The 21,756-nt window shown below is 40.2% G+C and carries 15 protein-coding genes; 7 read left to right on the forward strand and 8 right to left on the reverse strand.

Annotation, left to right across the window (positions count from 1 at the left end; translation table 11 throughout):
- Positions 1-283: 283 nt before the first annotated feature.
- Both AACZ88_RS20720 and AACZ88_RS20725 read right to left on the reverse strand, forming a co-directional pair.
- Positions 284-592, reverse strand: a complete 309-nt coding sequence (locus AACZ88_RS20720; protein WP_339714717.1) for a hypothetical protein — start codon at positions 590-592, stop codon at positions 284-286.
- A 610-nt stretch (positions 593-1,202) separates the two neighbouring features.
- Entirely contained in the window at positions 1,203-3,164 is a 1,962-nt protein-coding gene (locus AACZ88_RS20725; RefSeq protein WP_339714719.1) for a beta-galactosidase, read from the reverse strand.
- Between the two features lie 347 nt (positions 3,165-3,511).
- Between AACZ88_RS20725 and AACZ88_RS20730 the strand changes: the two genes are divergently transcribed.
- Positions 3,512-3,745, forward strand: a complete 234-nt coding sequence (locus AACZ88_RS20730) for a hypothetical protein (protein WP_339714722.1) — start codon at positions 3,512-3,514, stop codon at positions 3,743-3,745.
- A 532-nt stretch (positions 3,746-4,277) separates the two neighbouring features.
- On the opposite strand, the gene AACZ88_RS20735 is transcribed toward AACZ88_RS20730, so the two are convergent.
- The 3 genes from AACZ88_RS20735 to AACZ88_RS20745 all read right to left on the reverse strand — a co-directional run bounded on the left by AACZ88_RS20735 (position 4,278) and on the right by AACZ88_RS20745 (position 8,286).
- Complete coding sequence (locus AACZ88_RS20735) at positions 4,278-5,252, reverse strand: NAD(P)-dependent alcohol dehydrogenase (RefSeq protein ID WP_339714725.1); 975 nt, start codon at positions 5,250-5,252, stop codon at positions 4,278-4,280.
- 10 nt (positions 5,253-5,262) lie between these two features.
- Positions 5,263-5,718 (reverse strand): hypothetical protein, encoded by a 456-nt coding sequence (locus tag AACZ88_RS20740; protein WP_339714728.1) that lies wholly within the window; start codon positions 5,716-5,718, stop codon positions 5,263-5,265.
- Between the two features lie 234 nt (positions 5,719-5,952).
- Positions 5,953-8,286 carry a tetratricopeptide repeat protein gene (locus AACZ88_RS20745; protein ID WP_339714733.1) on the reverse strand — a complete coding sequence of 778 codons (2,334 nt, stop codon included), beginning with the start codon at positions 8,284-8,286 and terminating at the stop codon, positions 5,953-5,955.
- A gap of 164 nt (positions 8,287-8,450) precedes the next feature.
- Here AACZ88_RS20745 and AACZ88_RS20750 point away from each other — a divergent pair, with 164 nt between their 5' ends.
- Positions 8,451-9,548 (forward strand): adenylate/guanylate cyclase domain-containing protein, encoded by a 1,098-nt coding sequence (locus AACZ88_RS20750; protein WP_339714736.1) that lies wholly within the window; start codon positions 8,451-8,453, stop codon positions 9,546-9,548.
- Positions 9,549-9,915: 367 nt separating this feature from the next.
- Positions 9,916-10,539 carry an RNA polymerase sigma-70 factor gene (locus AACZ88_RS20755; RefSeq protein ID WP_339714739.1) on the forward strand — a complete coding sequence of 208 codons (624 nt, stop codon included), beginning with the start codon at positions 9,916-9,918 and terminating at the stop codon, positions 10,537-10,539.
- Between the two features lie 156 nt (positions 10,540-10,695).
- Here AACZ88_RS20755 and AACZ88_RS20760 read toward each other — a convergent pair whose 3' ends face one another.
- The 3 genes from AACZ88_RS20760 to AACZ88_RS20770 form a co-directional block, all read right to left on the reverse strand.
- On the reverse strand, positions 10,696-12,432 hold the full coding sequence (locus AACZ88_RS20760; RefSeq protein WP_339714742.1) for a SusD/RagB family nutrient-binding outer membrane lipoprotein: 1,737 nt from the start codon (positions 12,430-12,432) through the stop codon (positions 10,696-10,698).
- A gap of 11 nt (positions 12,433-12,443) precedes the next feature.
- Positions 12,444-15,947: a SusC/RagA family TonB-linked outer membrane protein gene (locus AACZ88_RS20765; RefSeq protein ID WP_339714744.1), complete on the reverse strand. Its 3,504-nt coding sequence runs from the start codon at positions 15,945-15,947 to the stop codon at positions 12,444-12,446.
- A gap of 193 nt (positions 15,948-16,140) precedes the next feature.
- Positions 16,141-17,292, reverse strand: coding sequence for a FecR family protein (locus AACZ88_RS20770; protein WP_339714746.1), 1,152 nt, complete (start codon positions 17,290-17,292; stop codon positions 16,141-16,143).
- Between the two features lie 258 nt (positions 17,293-17,550).
- Here AACZ88_RS20770 and AACZ88_RS20775 point away from each other — a divergent pair, with 258 nt between their 5' ends.
- From AACZ88_RS20775 to AACZ88_RS20790, 4 genes are all read left to right on the forward strand, one after another.
- The gene (locus tag AACZ88_RS20775) at positions 17,551-19,353 is read left to right on the forward strand and encodes a helix-turn-helix domain-containing protein (RefSeq protein ID WP_339714749.1); all 1,803 of its coding nucleotides are present in this window, start codon (positions 17,551-17,553) and stop codon (positions 19,351-19,353) included.
- Between the two features lie 270 nt (positions 19,354-19,623).
- Positions 19,624-20,343 carry a porin family protein gene (locus tag AACZ88_RS20780; RefSeq protein ID WP_339714752.1) on the forward strand — a complete coding sequence of 240 codons (720 nt, stop codon included), beginning with the start codon at positions 19,624-19,626 and terminating at the stop codon, positions 20,341-20,343.
- Between the two features lie 91 nt (positions 20,344-20,434).
- Positions 20,435-21,106: a DUF4386 domain-containing protein gene (locus AACZ88_RS20785; protein ID WP_339714754.1), complete on the forward strand. Its 672-nt coding sequence runs from the start codon at positions 20,435-20,437 to the stop codon at positions 21,104-21,106.
- Positions 21,107-21,128: 22 nt separating this feature from the next.
- Positions 21,129-21,695 carry a hypothetical protein gene (locus AACZ88_RS20790; protein WP_339714757.1) on the forward strand — a complete coding sequence of 189 codons (567 nt, stop codon included), beginning with the start codon at positions 21,129-21,131 and terminating at the stop codon, positions 21,693-21,695.
- Positions 21,696-21,756 lie beyond the last annotated feature (61 nt).

Below are 21,756 nucleotides of genomic sequence, written 5' to 3' on the forward strand. Positions count from 1 at the left end.
GTTAGCGCAACCACCTAAAGAGTGCCGAAAACATATCCCATGGCCATAAGGCCGATCCAAGGTAGCAGGGGATATATGATCGACATCGATAACAGAACCTTTAGTTGATACAGTAAATACCAAAGAATAGATTGAAAATTTTGGCCTGAATCACAATTCCATCCGATAGGTTGTGTAATGTGACCAATAGGATTCCAACGACGAGAATTTATTTTTTGGACAAATAAGTAAAAAAAGATAAGCACACCATAATGAAGCCAATGGCCCGGATTACCTGAAAAATTTAAAGACTAATGGTGAAATCGAAGGTCTTAATCAAGTTGTTGGTAATAATTTCAAGAAAGATCAATACCACGGGAGAATAGCGATCGGAATAACTCCCGTTTTTTTTGCCATATAAGAATGCAGAAGTGCCCGCCAAGAAAATAAATGTGGGTGTGTAATAGCGAGTAATAAAGCGGATGAAAAACAAAAATGGTGTTGTGGTATCAAAATCGGTGGGGTCATTAAAGAAAGAACCAAAATGAAAAAGGTCGATGGTCAAGCGCCATGGTACCCTTGACAACACCGCATAAAAGGTCAATGGACTCAATCTTTGTGTATTTTGAAATTTTAGTATTGCATATAGGAGGTTTACACGAGTTAGGACTTTGAAACAATAAAACCCGGAAATTTCCGGGTTTTATACATGACTCAGTTTGGTTATTATTTAATAGCTAATTCAAATAATGTAACTGACATGGTATTGTACTTCTATTTTAAGTTCCTTATCCAATTTGTTGCTTGCTGACAATTTTCTATACCATCTGGCTACACTTTTTTGATATTTACGTATATTTCGTAGTATTTTCTTTCTAAGACGTAAGGTATAAATTACAACAGTGTTTTTGTCTTTACAATTTGATCCAAAGCAGTTAGAAAGAAAGCAAAAGTCTTGTAAAGGTGCGATAATATTCACTCTAGAAGCACCATTATATAGGCAAAAACTAAAAGAATATTACCCCACTTATCGTTTCAGAAGGTAATTGCCTATCAAGTTTGGCAATATTATTGGCTGATACTTACTTTTGCTTCTTTAACCAAAAGGGTGCTGAAAGTAAGAGCGCTGGTATTTATGATTTTTAAAGAGTATGGTGGTGTTTTAAACCGTTCTGGTTGTTCGTTAACCCTGAGATGATTGTAATTATGGGATAAGTGGGCAATCATGGGTGTATTCGTAACAGGGTAGTCGACTTTGGGTGCAACTTCAGCTTTAATGTGTTTGTTGAGTCGGCGAGCACCTTGTTTTTTAAGGGGTCGATGATCTGCGCTTTGAAAGGGAAACGTAAGGTGCGCTCCCCGCCTTTTATGGTATGAATGCCCAGCCAATTGTTTCCAATGTAAAATACATCGCTGGTATCATTGTAAATATGCACCTCTGATTTTCTCCATAGTTCACGCAGGTCGGCAGCTGACCATTTTAGTTTTCCATCAAGAAACACTGGTTTATTGTCATTACTATAGATTTCTGTTCCGTTTGCATCGGTCTTTACGACCGTGATGCCCTGGTTTTGCCATGCTGCAATCTGCGCTTCTTCTGCAGCATTCAAGTGCAATAGTCCCATAAGCCAGACGACCTTGTACTTTTTCATTGAAATGGCACCCAAATCGCTGCGGAGAAAAAGATCGTACGAGGTTCCGGTCTTTGCCAGGGGGTAGCGGTTCGAAAGGATGTTTTCGGTAAGGCTACCGTAGCTCGCATCCCAAAAGGAGAGTTCCTCATCTACTACAACCAATACTTCCGATGTCATTCTTTCGATATTTTTTGGAAGGTAGTCGGAATGCAGCCGTTGCGTATTTTTCAGAACGCTTAATAATTCAGGGTCGCTGAACCAACCGCCCCACATGTCGAACCACCAACCACCGTAACCAAAGGCAAGCATTCGAGCCGTGTTTTTCCATAAAAATGACTTCGATGTTTCCATATCTTCTGGACCCAACCACACACCGTCCTCATATTGCCCAGGGGGTGCAATACCATGGGATCGGTCTCTTAAAAGCGTGGTTATTGAAGTGCGCGTATCGTTTTCGGTAAGCCATAATTTACCGTGTAAACGTACCGAATTGATAGCTGCCATCGCTGGCCAATCTTCCCCTAGAACTCGGTTATAGGCATTCGGACTCGATAGGTAATCGAGGTCGGGACAGTCTAGCAATTTAGCTAAGGCGCCATGGCCCCTTCTGGGGTCGGTCACAAAATAGTGATACCCATAAAAGGCACCTGTTAACAGTTTGCCTTTACTTTTTTCTTTGACAATCTTGCAAAAATAGGCGATGTTGTCGGTCATTACTTCGGTATGGAAACGAAAAGTGTCGATGTAGTGCTGCTCTGTTTTCGGATCTCGCCATTCTTTACGTTTTTCCGCTTCATCAATGTTCGCCAATTGTGCCGTTTCAAAGGTAACGGCAGTATCGTTCCATGTCTTTTGAAAGACGGTTACCTTTTTGTATTTGTTGCGGAGCCATTGGCGAAATGCATCCCTACGTACCGGATTTTGATCGTGGTATTGTTTGGGATGGTAGAACCATTCTTCAGTAAACCCGCTTGCAACATGTATTCCTGCAAGAATAGTTGCGTAAGGGGATTCTTGAATCCATTCAAGAAAATCTTCTATCACTTTCCCCGTTTGAGCTTTCCATATTTCTGAAGAAAAGCATTGTCGGTAGGTACTTCCATCCGGTAATTGGGCAGAAGCTTCAGGATGCAATCGTTCCCACCACAAGGGCGGATCTAAATAGAGGCGAACGATTACCTTGGCATAGGGATCTGATGTTACGATTTTGTCAAAATCTTCGATTACGCTTGAAAAATCATATTGGTTCTCGGCAATCCAAATGGGTTTTCGAAAAGGGCCGATGCCCGAAGTAGAATTGATTCCCCTGTCGGCAAGATATGCTGGAATGTTGTATAGATGAATGCCGGCATCGGCGACTTCGTTATAATATTTCTCTTCCCCCAAGTACGACATATAGGCAAACGGTGGATGTGCTTCTCCGTCGATGATCAATGTTGGTCTCCCCTCGGTCAATTTAATTTTAGCACTGGTCTGGGCCGTCGCCTGTGAAGAAATTTGAAAAGCACATATTATTCCTATTAGAAATATACCTGAAAAATTCTTAGCCATTTTAATTTTTTTAATCACTTCATGGACCCCGATATTTTGCATTTGGGTGTTGCAAGGGGTCTAAAATACTGCCTTTTTATATGGTTTGTGCTATTTCAACTATAAGAGGCTATTTGGGTGTCTGAGTTTGTTCTTTTGGGGCACCTTGTCTTATAGGGTAGGGGCTTCCTTTTGAAATTTTATACGTGTACCAAAAAGGTGTTTGAATGTAGGATGTTTTATTAAAATGGGATCAATTACGGATTTCCGTAAGGAGTTATGTTTTAATGGTCTTAGGTTTGGCATGTTCGATATGAAATGCAACAAATTTTCAGGTTGGAGAGAATCAAAGCACATATACTCTTAAAATGGAATACAAGGTTTTACCTTTCATTACTTCGATTAACCCTAACAAGGGAACAACCAATCATGTGGCGGAGCAGTTGGGCGAAATCCTTGCAGAGCATTCCCGTATGGGTTGGGAGTATGTTCGCCTAGAAAACGTTTCGTCTTTTGTGCAACCCACAAACGGCTGTTTTGGTATGGGGTCGACGCCTGGGTACTATACAACCCGCCAGATTATAATATTTAGCAAAAAATAGATGCGATTTTTTCTCATAATGGTAATAAAAATGTATTGGAGCATAAGCCCGAAATCAAAACGGAGGTTATGTGTTTTTCGCAAGTCATGCTCCGCTTATGTATTTGAGAAAACGTTGCAGAAAGGTTTTTTGGCAGGGATAAAGGCTTTTGTTTTCCGTTTCGGAAATTGCAGAAATGGCTGTGCCGTTTTTGTAAATCCTATAGATGGCAGGTTGCATATGATATTGCCGAATAACCAATTACTTGACGAGGAATTTATCGCCCGTCATGTTATAACATTTTATCGGGAAACAAATTCAAATAAACGGAAAGACCGTGTTTAAATGCGAAAGCAATCATTTGGTTGATTCTAACACATCTTTCTGTATAACGATTGATTTTATTATTCAGTTCTGAGGCTTATTTTGGCCGGCTTGCTAGAGAGGAAATTGGGGAATTCACCGATTTGGCAAGTACGGCCCTTACTCAGATTAATACCCGTTAAAGCAATGTACAGATAACGTAAAAAAACTGGAGAGTGCTTATACCATCTTACCTTATTTGAACGACGACATTTCCTTTTTTACGCCCCGTGTCAACATACCGATGTGCATCGGGCACTTGTTCCAAAGAAAAGCGCTTGTCGATAAGCATCTTCAACTGTCGACTTTCAAGAAGTTCATTCAGTTCATCAAACAGCTTGCGAAGCTCTTTTTCAGTTTTAAGACCGGTAGCAGAGAATAGCGCCTTTTTTGTGCCGAATATGGAGGTCCATAGTACCTGAAAGAGAAGGGGTGTCCCGAGTACAGGGGAAAGATAACTTCCCTTGTTGACCAATACTTTTTTAGACTTTGAAAAAGAAGTTTTTCCCACTGTATCAAAAATAACATCATATCTTTTTTCGGTCTTGGTAAAGTCAGTTTGGGTATAATCGATGATGTATGCTGCACCAAGCGATTGAACCATTTCCATATTTGATGTGCCGCATACACCAGTAACTTCGGCTCCTAAATGGTTGGCCAATTGCACTGCCGCGGTTCCTAAACTTCCGGAAGCCCCGTATACCAATACTTTTTGACCCTTTTTTACTTTTGCTATCTCCTTTAAAAAATTCCACGAAGTGAGTGGACCGTCACAGACCGAAGCAACTTCTTCATGGGTCAAATATTCTGGTTTTGGCGCAAGCATGCCGTCTTCGGGCACACATAGGTACTCGGCGTTTGTACCGGCCCCGAAAATTGATTCCCCATACACTTCGTCCCCCACTTTAAAAGAGGTGACAGCAGGTCCGATTTTTTCAATAACTCCTGAAAAACCGGTTCCGATAATGGGATACTTTGGTTTTTTTAAACCGATAAATAGTCTACCATATAAAGGCTTTCCTTTACGCATCATGGTATCGGCAGCGGTGACACTTGCTGATTTTACCTTTAGCAATACCTCATTGTCTTTAGCTGTTGGTTTTTCTATTTCCGTAAGTTTAAGAACATCGGGCGATCCATATCTCGTGATGATGATTGCTTTCATTTTTTTAATTTCAGAAGTTTAACTGTAATCCTTTTCTTTTTGCTTGTCTATCGCGGTTATTGCCTGCCAAACACCCAAATAGTAATCCCATTGATATCGCTAAGCCCAATGAATTCCAAGAGGCTTCCAATGCTATTATTTTGAAAAAAACAGAGTGAATAATACCCGACATGGCACCATAGGTTGCCCAAAGGTTTTGAAAATGATGTTTAGTGACCATTTGTAACTCTGAACGAACTAGATTCAATATGGTGTTTTTTGCTTTTCGTAATTGCTTTTTTAGATCAATGTCAGCATCTGAAAGCAAGTTTAATTTTTCAATTTCACGGTTAATTTTGTTGCTAATACTAGCGGGAAGCCCTTTTTTCTGTAAAGCGCAGATTAGATTTTTAAATTCTTCGTATTTACGGATGCTTTTTGGATCTCGCAACAAATTAGGCCGTATGTTAGGACTTTTAATTTCCATAGTTTTAGATTTCCGGGTTGAAATTATTGTTGTTGACAAGGATATTGTTATGCTGATAAGGTGAAAAACAGTTCCAGCAGAAATAGGATTAATTTGATTACTACACTTGTGGACAAAAGAAATGTCATACTTGCATGAATTTATGGCGTTTTTATTTGCTTCAAAAGTAGCAGTCGGAAGAACGCCAATCGTTCGGGTTTGAGAATTGGAACGAATTGGTTGGAGTACAAAGGTTTAGTTGCCCATTTTTTTCCAATAGGTTCTAGGGGTAATGCCCATAGCTTTTTTGAAGTAAGTATTGAAAACGGTCTTTGAGTTAAAACCACTGTCGTAGGCCAAGGCCAAAATCGTTAAATGCCTTAAAGATGGGGTGGCCACTTTTTTCTTAAAGATTTCAAGACGGTACGAGTTCACAAATTCGGAAAAGTTTTTGTCAAAACCCTCGTTGAGCAATTGTGATAAGTAGTTCGGTGGAATTTGTAGCAGTTCGGCCAAATCGCGAAGGGTAAGGTCAGGGTTTAAGAAAGGGGCTTCCTTAGACATTAGGCTACTTAATTGGGCCTTGTATTTTTTCAGTTCTTCCTTGCCCAACAACGATTTTTTGTATTTCCTATCGGAATCTTTTGTTGCCGTAGTGTCTCCTAATACGCGTTGCATCAATTTTTGAAAGCGTATGGTAGAGCGCAGGGGTTTTAAGATGGGTTCTGTGTTCAGCAATAAAATTCTCGGTAATCGATATTCTATACCTTTTGCTATCAATTCAAAGGCCTCTTCATAGTTGCCCTTCATGGTATGGCATAGAATTAGAAAGAATAGTGCGCTTCCCATAGCATCGGTTTGCAGTGCCGCCCGTAGTTCCGTAATGCCTTCTTCTATTTTTGCCGTTTCGTTCAGACCAATGTAAGCCAAGGTAGTTCCTCCCAATTTTGTCAAATTTCCATGTCCTAGACTCGGAAGATTCTGGAAGTAGGATAATCCTTCCGAAGGCTTTCCCTGCAAAACTAAAATTGTTCCCAGGTATAAGGGTGGAAAAGGTAAATTGGGTTTTAGGCTTAGTGCTTTTTCAAAAAAGGGAACGGCTTTTTCATACTGCTCCATTAAATAGTACAAAAAACCTTTGTAGTGTAGGTTCATTGCCGAAAAAGGATCAAGCTCCAGTGCTTTGTCGATATAATTCAGGGCTGCCTTCAACTTTCCTTCAAGCGTAAGTGTGTTTGACATGGTCAGGTAAATTTCATCGGAAGAACCTTTTTCCATAGCATTGTTCAAATGGCGATAAGCCCCATTTAAATCCCAATTTTGCCAACAACTTATCCAAGCGAGATTCAATTGTGATTTTGGTGAATTTTCATCTAGTTCGAGTGCCTTCTCAAGAAAAGGCCTTGCCTTGGTAAAAGATTCTTGGGCGGGCAACAGTCCCATGGTACCTAAAAATGCATATCCTTGGTTAATATCTAAATAAGGCAGCGCAAAGTTTGGCTGTTCCTGAATAATTTCAGAGAATATGGAAATACTTTTTTCGGTATCGGGAAGGTTTAATTTCATCAAATAATAGCGCCCCCTTAAATACTTCTTATATATTTCGACGGGAACTTCTAGAGAATCGACCAGCTGATCGGCTATGTCAAAATGCCCTATATGTTCGCGTAATTTATCGGCAATTAACAGACTCACTTCGTCTTGAACGGAAAAAACATCATTGATAGCGCGATCAAAGGTTTCGGACCAAAAATGAAAATCGGCCTGAACATCGATCAATTGTGCCGTAATACGCATTTTATTTCCTGAAAGGCGAACGCTACCTTCTAAAATAGTAGAAACATTCAATGCCTGACCAATTTTAGAAATCGATAGATTCTGATTTTTAAAATGGAAGGAAGAGGTACGCGAGGTTACTTTGAGACCTTTGATCTTTGCTAAGGCATTGATAATTTCTTCGGTCATTCCATCACTAAAATATTCGTTCTCGACGTTAGAACTCATATTTACGAATGGCAATACGGCAATCGACTTATTTTGTTTCCGGGGTGTTCCCTGAAGTTCGAATGTCGTCGGCGTTTTGATGCCGTGATGAACAACGGCAAAGATTTCAACGGGCTTGGCTACATTTTTTAAGTTAAAATTTCCTAGGGATTTTGTTTTGAGCTGACCTTGGTTTTCGAGCTCGTCGTTCAATTTTCCAGATAGCAGAATCGCACCCGTACAACCTAAGTTTTCGATGCGCGATGCCCGGTTGACACTATCTCCGTAAACTTCGGTGCCATCAAAGACAATGTCGCCCATATCAATTCCAATACGCAACGGTACCGAAGGTTCTTTCCGTAGGGATTGTTGTAACGCAATGGCACATTCAACAGCCTGAACACCGCTCTTAAAAATACTTAAAGTACCATCACCAAAATATTGTAAAATTTCCCCTTGATAAATTTCATGATACTTTTTAAATGCTTTCCGATGTATGGCCCTGGTGGTGGCGGCCTTATTTTCGTCATGTTGCATCAAGGCGGTATATCCCACGATATCAGTAAACATGATGGCTGAAATACGACGGTTTTTTTGACTTTTCATGAACTGATTTTGAGCGACTACAACGAAGTTTGGGTTTGGTAGGATGTTTAAGAATTCAACTTTGCCTGGCTCTAAAATACAATTAGTTTGAATCGCTTTTGGGCATTTGTTAAAAAAAGAGCTTAATTTTAGAATTGGCTAATGGTATAGAATTATAACGTTAAATGGGAAGGCTTACCCCAAAAGGCAAAAGAAACATCTCGCGTATTATTCCCTTCGGAGTGATTTGGCTTTTTGTTGGTTGGATTCTTTTATTTGTGCAAGAGGCCGCCACCCTAAATCGAAATTTAAACCCGACTTCTGCGATTTCCGTGACCTTGGAAGTTTTTATTTTTGCCAGTATATCTGTGACTTGTGTTGGGCTGATCGTTGGGGCAATCGAGGTGTTATGGTTGGGCAATCTTTTTGGTAAGAATAGTTTTTCGCAGAAAATTTTATATAAAGTAGGCTTTTATACCCTCTTTCTGGTTGTGGTCATAATTGTAATCTACCCGCTTGCGGCGAGTATAGAATTGCATAAATCGCCTTTTGATGCCAGTGTTCTGAACAAGCTTTCAAGCTTTTTGATCAGTATCGATTTTTTAAGCACCTTGGTTTCCGTGGCGTTTAGTTTGTTTTTAAGTCTTTTTTATGCAGAAATAAGTGAAAATTTGGGCCATGGAGTATTGATGAATTTCTTTACCGGAAAATATCATACTCCCACCGAGGAAAAAAGAATATTTATGTTCCTGGACATGAAATCATCGACGACCATTGCCGAGCGATTGGGACACATCAAATATTTTGAATTGCTAAAGGAATATTATTCCGATTTCTCGGAAGCGATCATTCGATCTTCCGGGGAAGTCTACCAATATGTCGGGGATGAAATTGTTATTTCATGGAAATATGAGGATGGTATTTTGAACAACAATTGTGTTAACTGTTTTTTTGCCATGAAGGAGAGCCTAAGTAAACGGAAGGCATGGTATACCTCGACTTTTGGTGTCTCACCAACTTTTAAAGCGGGGCTACACTTTGGGAAAGTAACAACTGGTGAAATCGGTGTTCTTAAAAAGGAAATCATTTTTACCGGTGATGTTCTGAATACGACCGCCAGAATTCAGGAACTATGCAACGCCTATCAAGTAGAACTTTTAATTTCTGACAGTCTCGTACAAAATTTGCCACTTGAACCAGAGTTTCAACTGCGATCTCTGGGCAAGACCGAGTTAAGGGGTAAGTTGGCGAACTTCGAATTATTTACTATTCAGCACAAATAGAAGGGGGCTTAAGTATGGGAAGGCCGGCCCATAAACCGAGGTTCGATACACTATTATGCAAGCTCTTGTTCGATAATTGAATTTCCGTAAGGCAGTTTGTTCAATAGGTGATATGTGTACAATGATATTCCTACAATGCATATATCGTAAATTCTGTAGGAACTATTTATTATATCCAAAAAAACAGAGCACTTACTTTGTTTAAAATATATTTTTATAAATTTAAGCATGCTGTTCGGTGGCTATCCTTTTAAAGTGCTACACATGGTTTCTCAGTTGATTGTTGATATGCTATTGAAATGGTAACAATGAGGTAATAATGAAGTAACAGTAAATATGATGGTTTTAAGTTCCTTGCAGTAATTTTATGCCCAGAAAGAACAAGTTTCCTATAATGACCGACATCAACCCTAAAGCCCCCAATTTATTAGAAAAACTTATTGAGGGTGACGAAGAGGCGTATTTGCTGTTGGTAGATACCTATTATAGAAAGCTGCTGGTTTATGCCTATAGTCTGACAAACGATTATGCTGTTTCTCAAGACATAGTTCAGAATGTGTTTTTGCGCATATGGGAGCTGCGTAAAAATTTAAAGATCAAGAAATCGCTTAAGGGCTTTTTGTACCGGTCTGTTTACAATGAGTTTGTAGACGGTCTTAGAAAAGACCAGTCATCTTCGGCCTTGAACCAAGTGTATTGGGATGCCCTAAACGCTGCTGTCATGGATGATGGCAATACCAAATTAGTAGAACATAAGATTGCTTCGATAAAAAAGGAAGTCGAACGGTTGCCTACCAAGTGCAAGCAAGTCTTTTTATTGAGTAAGCAAGAAGGGCTGACCAATTCTGAAATTGCTGAACATTTGAATATTTCTATCAAGTCGGTAGAAGGTCATATTACAAATGCTTACACCATTATTAGGAAGAATACCCAGGCCAAAGTTAAAACTTCAAACTTGCTGCTGTTGTTTCATTCACTGATCCGTCGATAACACCCGGAGCTAAAGCAAAAAAATAGCATATTAATTTAACGTTGTTATTGTTTCAAAAGCGCTTGGTCTGCCACAAAACGTTAAAAAAAATCTCCAAACCCGGACATTTTTCGCGCCCAAGCTTGGAGATAAGTGTATCAACTTCAGAATACTAACTTATTGCAGTAGCCACATTTTAGACCACTGATCATTTTCAGCAGGCTGTAGTTTGCTAATGGCTTGCAACATATTATCTTCATTAAAAGGGTCGTCTATCCCAAATCTCAGTGGCGTTGCTTGCCCTTTGGACCCAGATATAATGTTGACGTTTAAATTTGGGAGTCCCGTTCTACGCCAATCGAACCAAGATTCTGGTGTAAACCATTGAGAAATCCATTTTTGGTGCATTATAGGCTCCATTTTATCTGTGGCATCATTAAAGATCTGTTGCGCCTGTGCCATATACACTCCTTGGTCAAAAGGTATAAGGGTGTTGTTCTCTTTATCATATACCGCAGATGGATCTCCGTCGGAAATTCCATACTGCCCCATTGACAATTGAATACCATTATTGTAATAGTCTAAGGCACTATTGGATACCCAACCACGGACACCTGCCTCAGCCAAAATAAATTGTACCTCGGCAGCATTCATTAGTACTGCCTTTACCATTGGATTGGCATCCTCTGCATACATATCTGCTAGATACGAAGTATGTGGGTTAGATGCCGCAGCAAGATAGACGCTTTCATCTAGTGACGCAATTACCTCATTGGCATTGATGCCATCTGACAATACCGGAAATTGGTTCGGATCCGTTAAGGCAATTGGCAAACCAACAAAAAGAGCTGTGTTTATATCATTCTCCTTATCTGCATCATTGTTCCTCGCATCTATATCTTCTGTAGTATAGCGTATTAATGCCCCATTTTCTTCTACAATTTCATTGGTTGCTCCCTCCATAAGTTGCACATCCACTGGCCTTACCCAAGACGTTAGTCTAGGGTCGCCTAAGGCGGTTAGATCATCAACAATGGTAGCTGAGGGTTTTCTACGATAAAACTCAGAACGGTTACTACTTCTTAAGGGGCCTCCGTACCAACTGTTGTCACTATTCGTGCCAACAAATGCAATGGACGCATTGTCGTCATTGTTTACTAAAATAGGATATTCCCCACTATTACCAACGATAGCGGCAATCTCTTGGGCCGGATTAATATCGATACCTTCCTTTTCTGATAAACGCATGTAATATCTAAGGCGCAACGAATTGGCAAATTTACGCCACTTTAAGGCATCACCATGATAAATAAGGTCTGCATCTACTGCTTCCTGTATAACCCCTGCACCATTTAAAAGGGTATTTGCTTGTTCAAGATCGTTTAATATTCCCTTAAAAATGGTCAGTTGATCATCATATACGGGTTTAAAAAAATCATCTCCCCCTTTTTCCGCTTGTAGGGCATTCGTATAAGGCAGATCCCCGAAAGCAGAGGTTAAATAGCCAAACCAAAAAGATTTCATGATTAAAGCAACCCCCTGATAGTAATCTTTTGTCTTTCCCGTCTTTTCCTCACCTGCCCGATCGAAGATATAACTGCTATCTTTTATAGGCTGATAGAAAGAAGCAAAACTCTTGGGTCCCCAATCATAATTATTCTCTTCAAAACTTGTAAAATCTCGTTGCAAGTATTGGGTTGCTCCAGATAACTCACCACCACTCATGGTAATATCTGAAGTAATTGTAGCAGATTGGGCGAAAATACCTGTCATCACAAATTTAATGTCTATCTCAGTATCTGGTAAACTATTGGGGCTTACATTTATCTCCTCCAAAGATTCAGAGCACGATGTTGCAAAAAGTACTACCATGGGCAGTAACAGTGCAATTATATTATTCTTTATTTTAGTCATCTTTATTTTTTTTAGAAACTTATATTTAATCGAAGGCCTATAGGAGCGGTCCATGGGGCCACATTCCATTCTTCAAACCCTTGGGCTCCTTGGTCATAAGCAAGCTCAGGGTCGATTCCGATCCCGGCTGCGGTCCAAAGCATGATGTTTTTAGCAAATACGGATATCGATACATTATCTGCCGAAATAAACTTGGCGGCTTCAGCGGGAAATGCGTAAGTCATGGTAATGTCCCTTAACTTAACAAAAGATGCGTCGTACAAGAATGCATAGCCAGTTCTCCAAAAACTACCGCTAGACTCTACTACTCTATAGGCGTCAAATAATATGGTGCCTTCATCCCCAAAATTTTCCGTATATGTACCATCACCATTGTCTATTACACCAGGGAAAAAAGCACCGTTGTAATTGCCGTTAAATTCAAATCCCCCTAATTCTTCATTTCTTCCTCCAACCCAAACATCGTTGTCTCTGTAAATAGGATTTGATTTGATTTCATTGGCCAACGCTGCGCCATCAGAATATGAATTAGCATCTAGGATACCGGAATAGGTACTTGAGCTGATTCCATTTTGCCAGTCCTCGATTTTTCCTGAACGTGCCATACGTTTCATAGATTCGGAGTAGAAATCTCCACCCTGTCTCCAATCGAAACTTGCGGATAGGGTAAAGTTTTTATATCGAATAGAGGTGTTCAAACCAACAGCGAAATCATTGTTAAAATTTCCCATCTTAATTTGGTTTTCCTGAGCTCTGTCAACTTCCCATCTGCCATTGGAATCCAATATATTCCATCCCGCATACTCACCTTCCTCTACCTTTTTTATATAAGGGGAATACATATCCCCAATGATTCCTCCAACCTTGGTAAAAGCACCACCATCGGTTCCTCCTCCAAAATTTACCCGGTCAATACCGTCAACCAATTCCACCAATTTACTTTCCTGTGTGGTAAAATTAAAGTTCATGTTCCATTCAAAATCTTCCGTTCTAATAGGAATCATATTCAACCCGAATTCTACCCCGTAATTTTCTACATTCCCTGCATTAATGGTGGTACTGGTATACCCGGTAAGTGGAGAGACATTCACATTTAAAATCTGGTTTTTGTTTTGGGTCTTGTAGTAAGTGCCCTCCAGTCCTAATCTACCTTGAAAAAATCCTAGATCCGCACCCACTTCATAGGAAGTAGCTATCTCTGGTTTTAGCTTGGTGTTTGGCATACTACTCGGAAGGGTATAGGTAAAATCATCGCCCCAAAATCCTTGGGATAAAGTTGGGTGGATCAAATAAGGATCAGTGTCTTTTCCTACCTGAGCCCATCCAGAGCGTAATTTAAGTAACGAAATCCAAGATGGCATTTGGAACATTTCGGAAACTAGAACACTTCCGGAAGCGGAAGGGTAAAAGTAGGAGCTGTTCTCTTTAGGAAGGGTGCTTGACCAATCGTTACGTGCGGTTAAGTCTAGAAAAAGCATGTTTTTATAGCTCATTGTGGCCATTCCATAAACGCTGTAAACTGCCTTTTTAAAAGAACCACTTCTATAATCGAGTCCCCCCCTGGTAACATTGGAAAGTGTAAACAGCCCTGGCAGTACCAAATTGTCTCCTCCGGAATTATATGTAGAAATATTGCTCTTCATTATATTTCCACCTACAGAAGGAGAAATACGGAAATCTCCAATTTTCTTATCATAAGAAAATAAAACATCGACGTTAGTCTCCCTAGAACTGCTATTATCAAGGTTATAGGCCCCAAAAGGTTTTGTGGTGCCCCCACCAAACCCCTGAAAAGACCATGGTTTTAAAGTTTCCTCCTTATTTGTATTACCACTATAGGCAACGCGGGCCATAGCATTCAAATTTGAGGTGATTTTCCAATCCAGTTTAATATTTCCAAAACCATTAAGCTGGTCAAATTTATTTATTCGCTCATTGGCGGAAAACCAAGGGTTATTGTACCCCTCCGTTACTTTTCGTTGGGCAACGTTCGGTGATTCCCAATAATCTCCCTTTAGGTCATTGATATTTATATGGGGAGCGATATTAAATAAATCAAAATATTGATTGTCTCCACTGAGATATCTGACTGGATTTTGGTCCGAGTTAGGATTCGAAAAATTAATATTTGTAGAAACGGTTACATTATCCGTTATTTTATAAGATGTGTTCAAACGGAAACCAAGCTTTTGAAGTTCCGTACCTGGCGAATAGCCCTCTCCCTTCATATGGGATATGGCAAGCCGAAAGTTCCCCTTGTCATAATTTCCGCTAATACTGGCATCATTGATTATGGTAAACCCTGTTCTAAAATAATCTTTCTGTGGGTTCTGGTAAAATTTTAAAGGTACTGCCTCTCCATTGCTGTTCCACTGTACCGCAGAGCCACCTTCTTCAGGACCGTACCAATGCTGCCAAGTGGCTTCATCGAAAATACCTCTTTGTCCGTTGGTAAATCTGTTCTGGGTTTCAAAATATTTATAGGGAGTATTGAGTGTTGAACTGGTGGTAAAAGAAACGCCAATTCCCTTTTTAAGTCCCTCTCCAGATTTAGTAGTAACGAGAATTACGCCGTTACCGGCCCTTGAACCGTAAAGTGCCGCGGCACTTGCCCCTTTTAGTATCGAAACACTTTGGATGTTCACGGCACTGATATCATTTAAAACTGCAGTGCTTCCAACGGGAGAGCCATCAACGACAACCAAGGGTTCATCATTTCCGGCCAAGGATGTTCTACCCCTGATATAAACATGGGTTTCGGCATTTAAGTCGTTACCTGATCTTCGAATGTCCAGCCCCGAAACCCTACTCGACAAACCTGCCAAAGCATTTTCTTGGGGTACCAAGTTTATTTTTTCACTATCAACTTCCCCGACCGAATAGCCCAGGGCTCTTTTTTCTCTTTTCATACCCAAAGCAGTGACTACAACTTCATCCATTTTCTGGGCAGAAGGAACCAAAGCGACATTTAAAACCGTCTGGTTGCCAACGACTATTTCTTTGGTCTCCATTCCTATGTAAGAGAAAACAAGAACCGCCATTGTATTCGGTACTTCAATGCTGAAATTACCATCGAAATCAGAAACAATACCTTTGTTTGTTCCTTTAATAATGATATTTACTCCGGGTAAAATTTCACCGTCGGTATCTTTGACGGTCCCCGAAACTTCAATTTCTTGTGGAGCTAGGGCTTTCTCGGGAATCTTCGCGGGCACCCTTTCCTTTTTAGACCTGATAATTATATGTTTCCCCGATACCTCATACGATTCTTTGGTAAAAATGCTGTGGAGTATATTTTTGATTTTTTCATTTTTAACCTTCACCGTGACAATTCTGTTGATGTCAACATCTTTAATGTTGTACAGAAATTTAAACTCGGTATTTGATTCGATTTCATTCAACACCGTCTCAACAGTAACCTTGTTCAGGTCTAATGTTATACGTGTACCCTGTGCATAATTATTGGCCCTTATATTGAATAAGGCAATAAACAGCAAGAATGTGGTTAATTTCATTTTTAAACTAAATTCTGGAGGGCATGTCAGCCTACTCCCGATTTTGAGATGGATTTTCATATTTTTGTATTGATTATTAAGTGGGTATTAATTTGCTCACTCCTTAGTTGCTGAAAGATGTTCGCGCATCTTTCAGTTTTTTTGTGAGTTTTTGTACGGGTATTTTTGGTTTATTTCATACGCTTATTTCGGTTTAGTTTATGGTTACGGTATTCTGATCAATAATGTAGTTAAAGGAGTAACTCTTTTGAAAAGAGGTAAAAATTTGCTCCATATCTTCCTCCATATCGAAACTGGCATTGTAATACTGTTCGCCCAGTTCTTGGTTATTGTTTATAATGGTAATATTGTAGTTGCGCTCGAGTTTTTTGATGATATTTTTGAACTGCTCATGTCTAAAAACAAACCTTCCATTTTTCCAACTGGTATAGAGGTTTGTATCTACTTCATTGACTGAAAAAACATCATTTGATTCGTTATACACACCCTTGAAGCCTGGTTCTATTAGCGTCGCCGTCTGCCGGTCATACGTATTGTGATTATACAAACCAACCAGCCCCTCGACTAAAACAGTGGTGATTTCACGATCTTCGGGATAGGCGGAAAGGTTGAATTCAGTTCCCAAAACACGTACTTTTAAATTATTTACACTGACGATAAATGGGTTGTTGGTGTCTTTCGCCACTTTGAAGTAGGCTTCGCCGCTTAGGGTCACCTCACGGTTTTGGTCAGCAGCGAATTGAACCGGATATTTTATCGAAGAACCAGAATTGAGGGTAACCATAGTGCCATCGGACAGGGCCAATTCGAATTGCTTGCCATTCGGAATATTCAGTTGGTTATACTGGGGCGTTGCCTGATTGTCGTTTTCTTTGTAGCTCAGCTGATTGCCTTGCTGCGAACCGACCTCGTTTCCTTCACTATCTATTATTTTCCGCTGGCCATTTTCACTTATAACTTCAATTTGCCCGTTGTCTAATTCGAGGGTAATCTGATTTGGGTCGATTAAGATTTCAGGTTGTTGCTTGGTCGAATTTTCAAAAAAGAGGTAACCTAGCGCTATGAATAGAATCGCGACAGCCGCATATTTTAAGAAGATTTGCGGATTGAATCGATGCAACACGGGTTTATTCTGCCTTATTTTACGGGTCAAATATGCTTTAGTCGGGCCGCTGTCCGAATTGTTTAAGGCCATATTTACCGCATAATGGTGCTGAACATAGGCCTCGAAAAGTTTTTTGTTCGAGGGGTCTTCTATCCATGCCTCTAATTCCTCAAGTTCTTCGGCAGTGGCCGTTTTTGTGAGGTATTTTATGATATACTTTTCAATTTTTTCAGGAATCATAGTACGTGTTATATGAATACGACGTAACCAAAATTGCGATACCCTTGGTTTTTTTTGATTTTTTTGAATATTTTGTTTTTTTATGGTGCTTTTGAGACTTCATTCTTAAGATTTGTTATTTGGGTATAGTTTCTGAACCCTAGAAATAAACACTTTCAGTCAGATGAAGGTCTTCTTGAATTCCAATGCTATTGCTGTTTTTTCTTGCCTAGAATCTTTTTTCCAGTATTTTTAACATTCAAAACCAACCCGTAGCTCGTGATTCCATTTCAGGCAACATCAATAGCCGTTCTGCCCTTTGAAAATATCGGGGCCGATGAAAACGAATATTTCGCTGATGGAATCACAGAAGAGATTATCAATGCCCTGACAAAGATTACGGGATTAAAGGTGACCGCACGTACCTCTTCCTTTTTTTATAGAAAAAAACATTTGGATGCCCGTATCATTGGCAATGCCCTAGGTGTTGAAACTTTGTTGGAGGGTAGCGTTCGCATGGTAAAGGAAAGGGTTCGTATTTCAGCCCAATTGGTGCGTACCGACAATGGTTTTCACATTTGGGCTGAAAATTTTGATAGAAACCTTGCTGATATTTTTGAGCTACAGGATGAAATCAGCCTATTGATTGCCGATAACTTGCGGGAGAATTTTGGCCATTTGGAAGTAGGGGAGCAATTGATTCAGGGCCCTGAAATAAGTGTAGACCAGTATCAGATTTACCTCAAGGCAAAACATTACCTACATAAATTTAATACCGAAAATATTAAGTTGGCCATTGATATGCTTAAGGGTGTCGTGCAGCAACAGCCCGATTTCGCATTGGCACATGTCAACATCCATTATGGGTATAATATGATGGCGGCAGGAGGTCTTATGCCCGTAAAAGAAGCGCTGACCCTTGGGAAAGCATATCTTGACAAAGCCCTTGAATTGGATAATAACTTGCCCGAGGCCTATCATTCTCTTGGTTGGCACAGTCTCAACCTTGATTGGGACTTTAAAAATGCCGCAAAATTTCTACGAAAAGCTATTGCGCTTAGGCCGGGGTATGCCGATGCCCACCACAAATTATTTATAACCCACGCTTTAGAAGGTAAATTTGAATTGGCCCATAAGCACATAGAAACCGCCTATCAACTTGATCCTTTGGCTCCTTTGAATAATTATTTCTATGGATATTATCATTATTTGTTGGAGGAATTCGAGGCTTCGAACCGCTTTATGGAAAAGACTTTTGAGCTGGATCCCTCGTTTATGGTGGGGTATTCTATTTATGCCCTGTCGTTGATCAAACAAAATAGAGCGGAGTATATTTTGCAAAAGGCCGAAACCATTCCCAATGTTGAAGGCGGTGATGTCGAACGATTGATCATGCGGGCTTTGGCTTTCAGTAGTCTAGGTATTGAAAATGGGGAAATAGATCGTTTGAACGTCTTGCTTGATAGTGTTCACCGTGAAAGAATATGTTTCTTCCTCATTTATATCAAGACAAATTTAAAGGACTTTGATGCGGCATTAGACCTTATTGACAAAGGGGTGGCACGTAGAGAGCCGCTCATGACGCTACTGCAGGTTGACCCCTTACTTCGGCCGTTACATTCCCATGAACGTTTTCAAAAGGCGATAAAACAAATTTTTGCCTTTTCCGATTTACAGACCGTCGAAGCACCGGAGAAAGATTGTTCCAGTCTTCTCGATGATGATGAATCCAAACAATTTCTAACGGTTCTTAAAAGCCATATGGTAGAGAATGAGCCTTTTCTTAGGCCTACTATTTCACTAAGGGATCTTGCGGTAGAAGTAGATATTCATCCGAACAAGCTATCATGGTTGCTAAACGAAAAAATTGGAAAAAACTTCAATGATTTTGTGAATGCCTACCGCCTTGAACATTTTAAGAAAATTTCGCTAATGCCCGAAAACAAGGCGATCACCCTTCTCGGATTGGCCTACGATAGCGGATTTAATTCAAAGACCGTTTTTAATACCTTCTTTAAGCGGGAAACAAGAATGACACCCAAACAGTGGGTGAAAACCAATATGCGTAAAAGTATATCGTAAATTTTTTTACGGCTCTTCCATATCATAATCGGTGAATTATCATGCATGCTAGGCCTTTTTCTAGAAGGCCTTATCTATTCTACAGTTGTGCATACGTCACTTTTGAGATTGTCGGATAGTCCTTCTCGATACGCTATGGAAAGCTTTTGTTCCGCAGACTTTATGAATTAGTTCTAAATCTCATCAAAAAAGTCCCGATACATAAGTACGGGCGTTTGATAGGCGCTCCATTTTCATCTTTGCCCCAACAACAATCAAAAAACTTAAAAAATGCGAAAACAAGTAGTAGTGCTTATGATAATGGGGCTTTTTATAACAAAAGCGATAGCCCAAGAAACGTATCTTGATGTGGTCATCAATTATACACCGACCAGCCTCAGTTATGGAGATAATAATAAAGCCCTAAAAGATTTTAAAAAAGGGTATTGGGGGTTGCAGGCGGGGGCCTCTTTTCAGGCAGGCATCAATGACTATTTCTCGGTAGTGCCCGAACTCTATTTCATGATGAAAGGGGGGCGATTGGAAAACAAAAATCCCTTGACCGGCCAAGATACCCGTATTCGGTTCAATACTTTAGACATGCCGGTTTTGGCACGTTTACATCGCTGTGACCTTTACTTGAATGCGGGTCCTGTGTTGAGTTACAATATAGGAGGACGTTTAAAGACCAAAGAAAACGATCTATTGCCGGCCGGTAAAACGAAAATGGAATTCGGATCAGGCCCTAATAACTATAGCCGTTGGGACGCTGGGCTGCAATTTGGTCTAGGATATGAATTTAAGCTTAAAAAATCGCGATTGGTTTTAGACTTGCGCTACCACTACGGTATGGTCGATATCGGAAACGGTACCGATATGTATAACCGTTATTTTAATATGAACTTATTGCTTTCTAAAAAATGGAAAACGAATCCGTTGGCCAAAAGAAAACAACGCGATATGGCCTTTTGGGAAGCTTATGATGCCAAATTGGAAAATTCCCCGCGATAAGGGCAGCATGCCTTGTTAAAATACAATTTACTTAACAACTGGTGAGGGCCGACTATTCGGCCCAATCTACCGGAATTCTTAAAGCAAATACATGATGTTTACCGATAAAAGAATCGCAAGGGTAGCGGGTGTTCTCTACCTTCTTGTTATCATCTGTGGCGTTTTCGCCGAAAAATATGTACGCACCATAATAATCGATGGAGCCGATGGGCGTCATGTCGTTACCAATATTATTAAAAACGAATTCCTGTTTCGACTGGGATTTATGGCAGATCTGCTAATGCAACTGACCTATTTTTTGTTGCCATTGGCGCTCTTTCAATTGCTGAAGCGTATAAATAGGTTTGCAGCCGCAACTATGGTGCTTAGTGTCGCAATCGCCGTGGCTATCATGTGCATCAATATGTTGAACCATTATGCGCCATTATTGCTGTTGAACGAAAACAGCATGGTGCTAACAGAAACACAACTACAACATTGGGTGTTGTTCTATTTAGAGATGCACACCAAAGGGTATCATATAGCCCAACTGTTTTTTGGTTTCTGGTTGCTGCCCCTGGGGTATCTGGTGTTCAAATCAGGGCTGTTTCCTAAAATTATCGGAATTTTTTTAATGGTTGGCTGTTTTGGGTACTTGACCGACTTCCTGCTGTATTTTCTTTTTCCGGAAAGTCAAGAAATCCTGGTCGACTTTATTACTGCCCCTGCTGATCTCGGGGAGCTTTCACTCTGTCTCTATTTATTGATTAAAGGGATAAAATAATCTAACCTTAAAAATATTTACAATGCAAAATACAGTACACATTCCGAAATTTTTACGTGAGATTCATGGCCAAAAATCGAATTGGTTCGACATTGTAAGTGTACATCTTATGGCACTTGTAACCGTGGGAGTCGTATTGTTCTTGTCTCAGGATATGGCCTTCGGATCATTGAAAAAATGGACGCTTATTGCGCTGGCGTATGATTTAGGTGGGGGAGTACTGGCCAATTTCACATATTCGACCCAGACGTACTACGAACAATATACGCAACGAAGATTTTTTCTACTTTCGATGCACTTTTTACATCCAATTTTCTTGGCAATTCTCTTTCCTGATTTGCTGATAGGTATAGTGGCTTTTTCGTGCTTTACGGTAGCGTCTTCCTTTGTTGTGAATAGTATTAAGGCATCCCGTGAACAATTGACGCTTGGTGTTGCGCTATCCCTTCTCGGTATCATCATGCTGCATACGCTGCCGGTCGGGTTCAACAGTGCCTTGCGATTGCTATTGACACTTTTCTTATTGAAACTACCCCTGTCTTTTTCGGTGCGGTGGTACCGACTGGCCCTGAACAAAAATTCCAATTGATTGAAAGGGTTCTGAAAATCATAAGAGAGGTTCGCCTTCATAATTCCGAACGATTGGCTTG

It is taken from the genome of uncultured Kriegella sp. (assembly GCF_963975415.1).
Taxonomy (GTDB): Bacteria; Bacteroidota; Bacteroidia; order Flavobacteriales; family Flavobacteriaceae; genus Kriegella.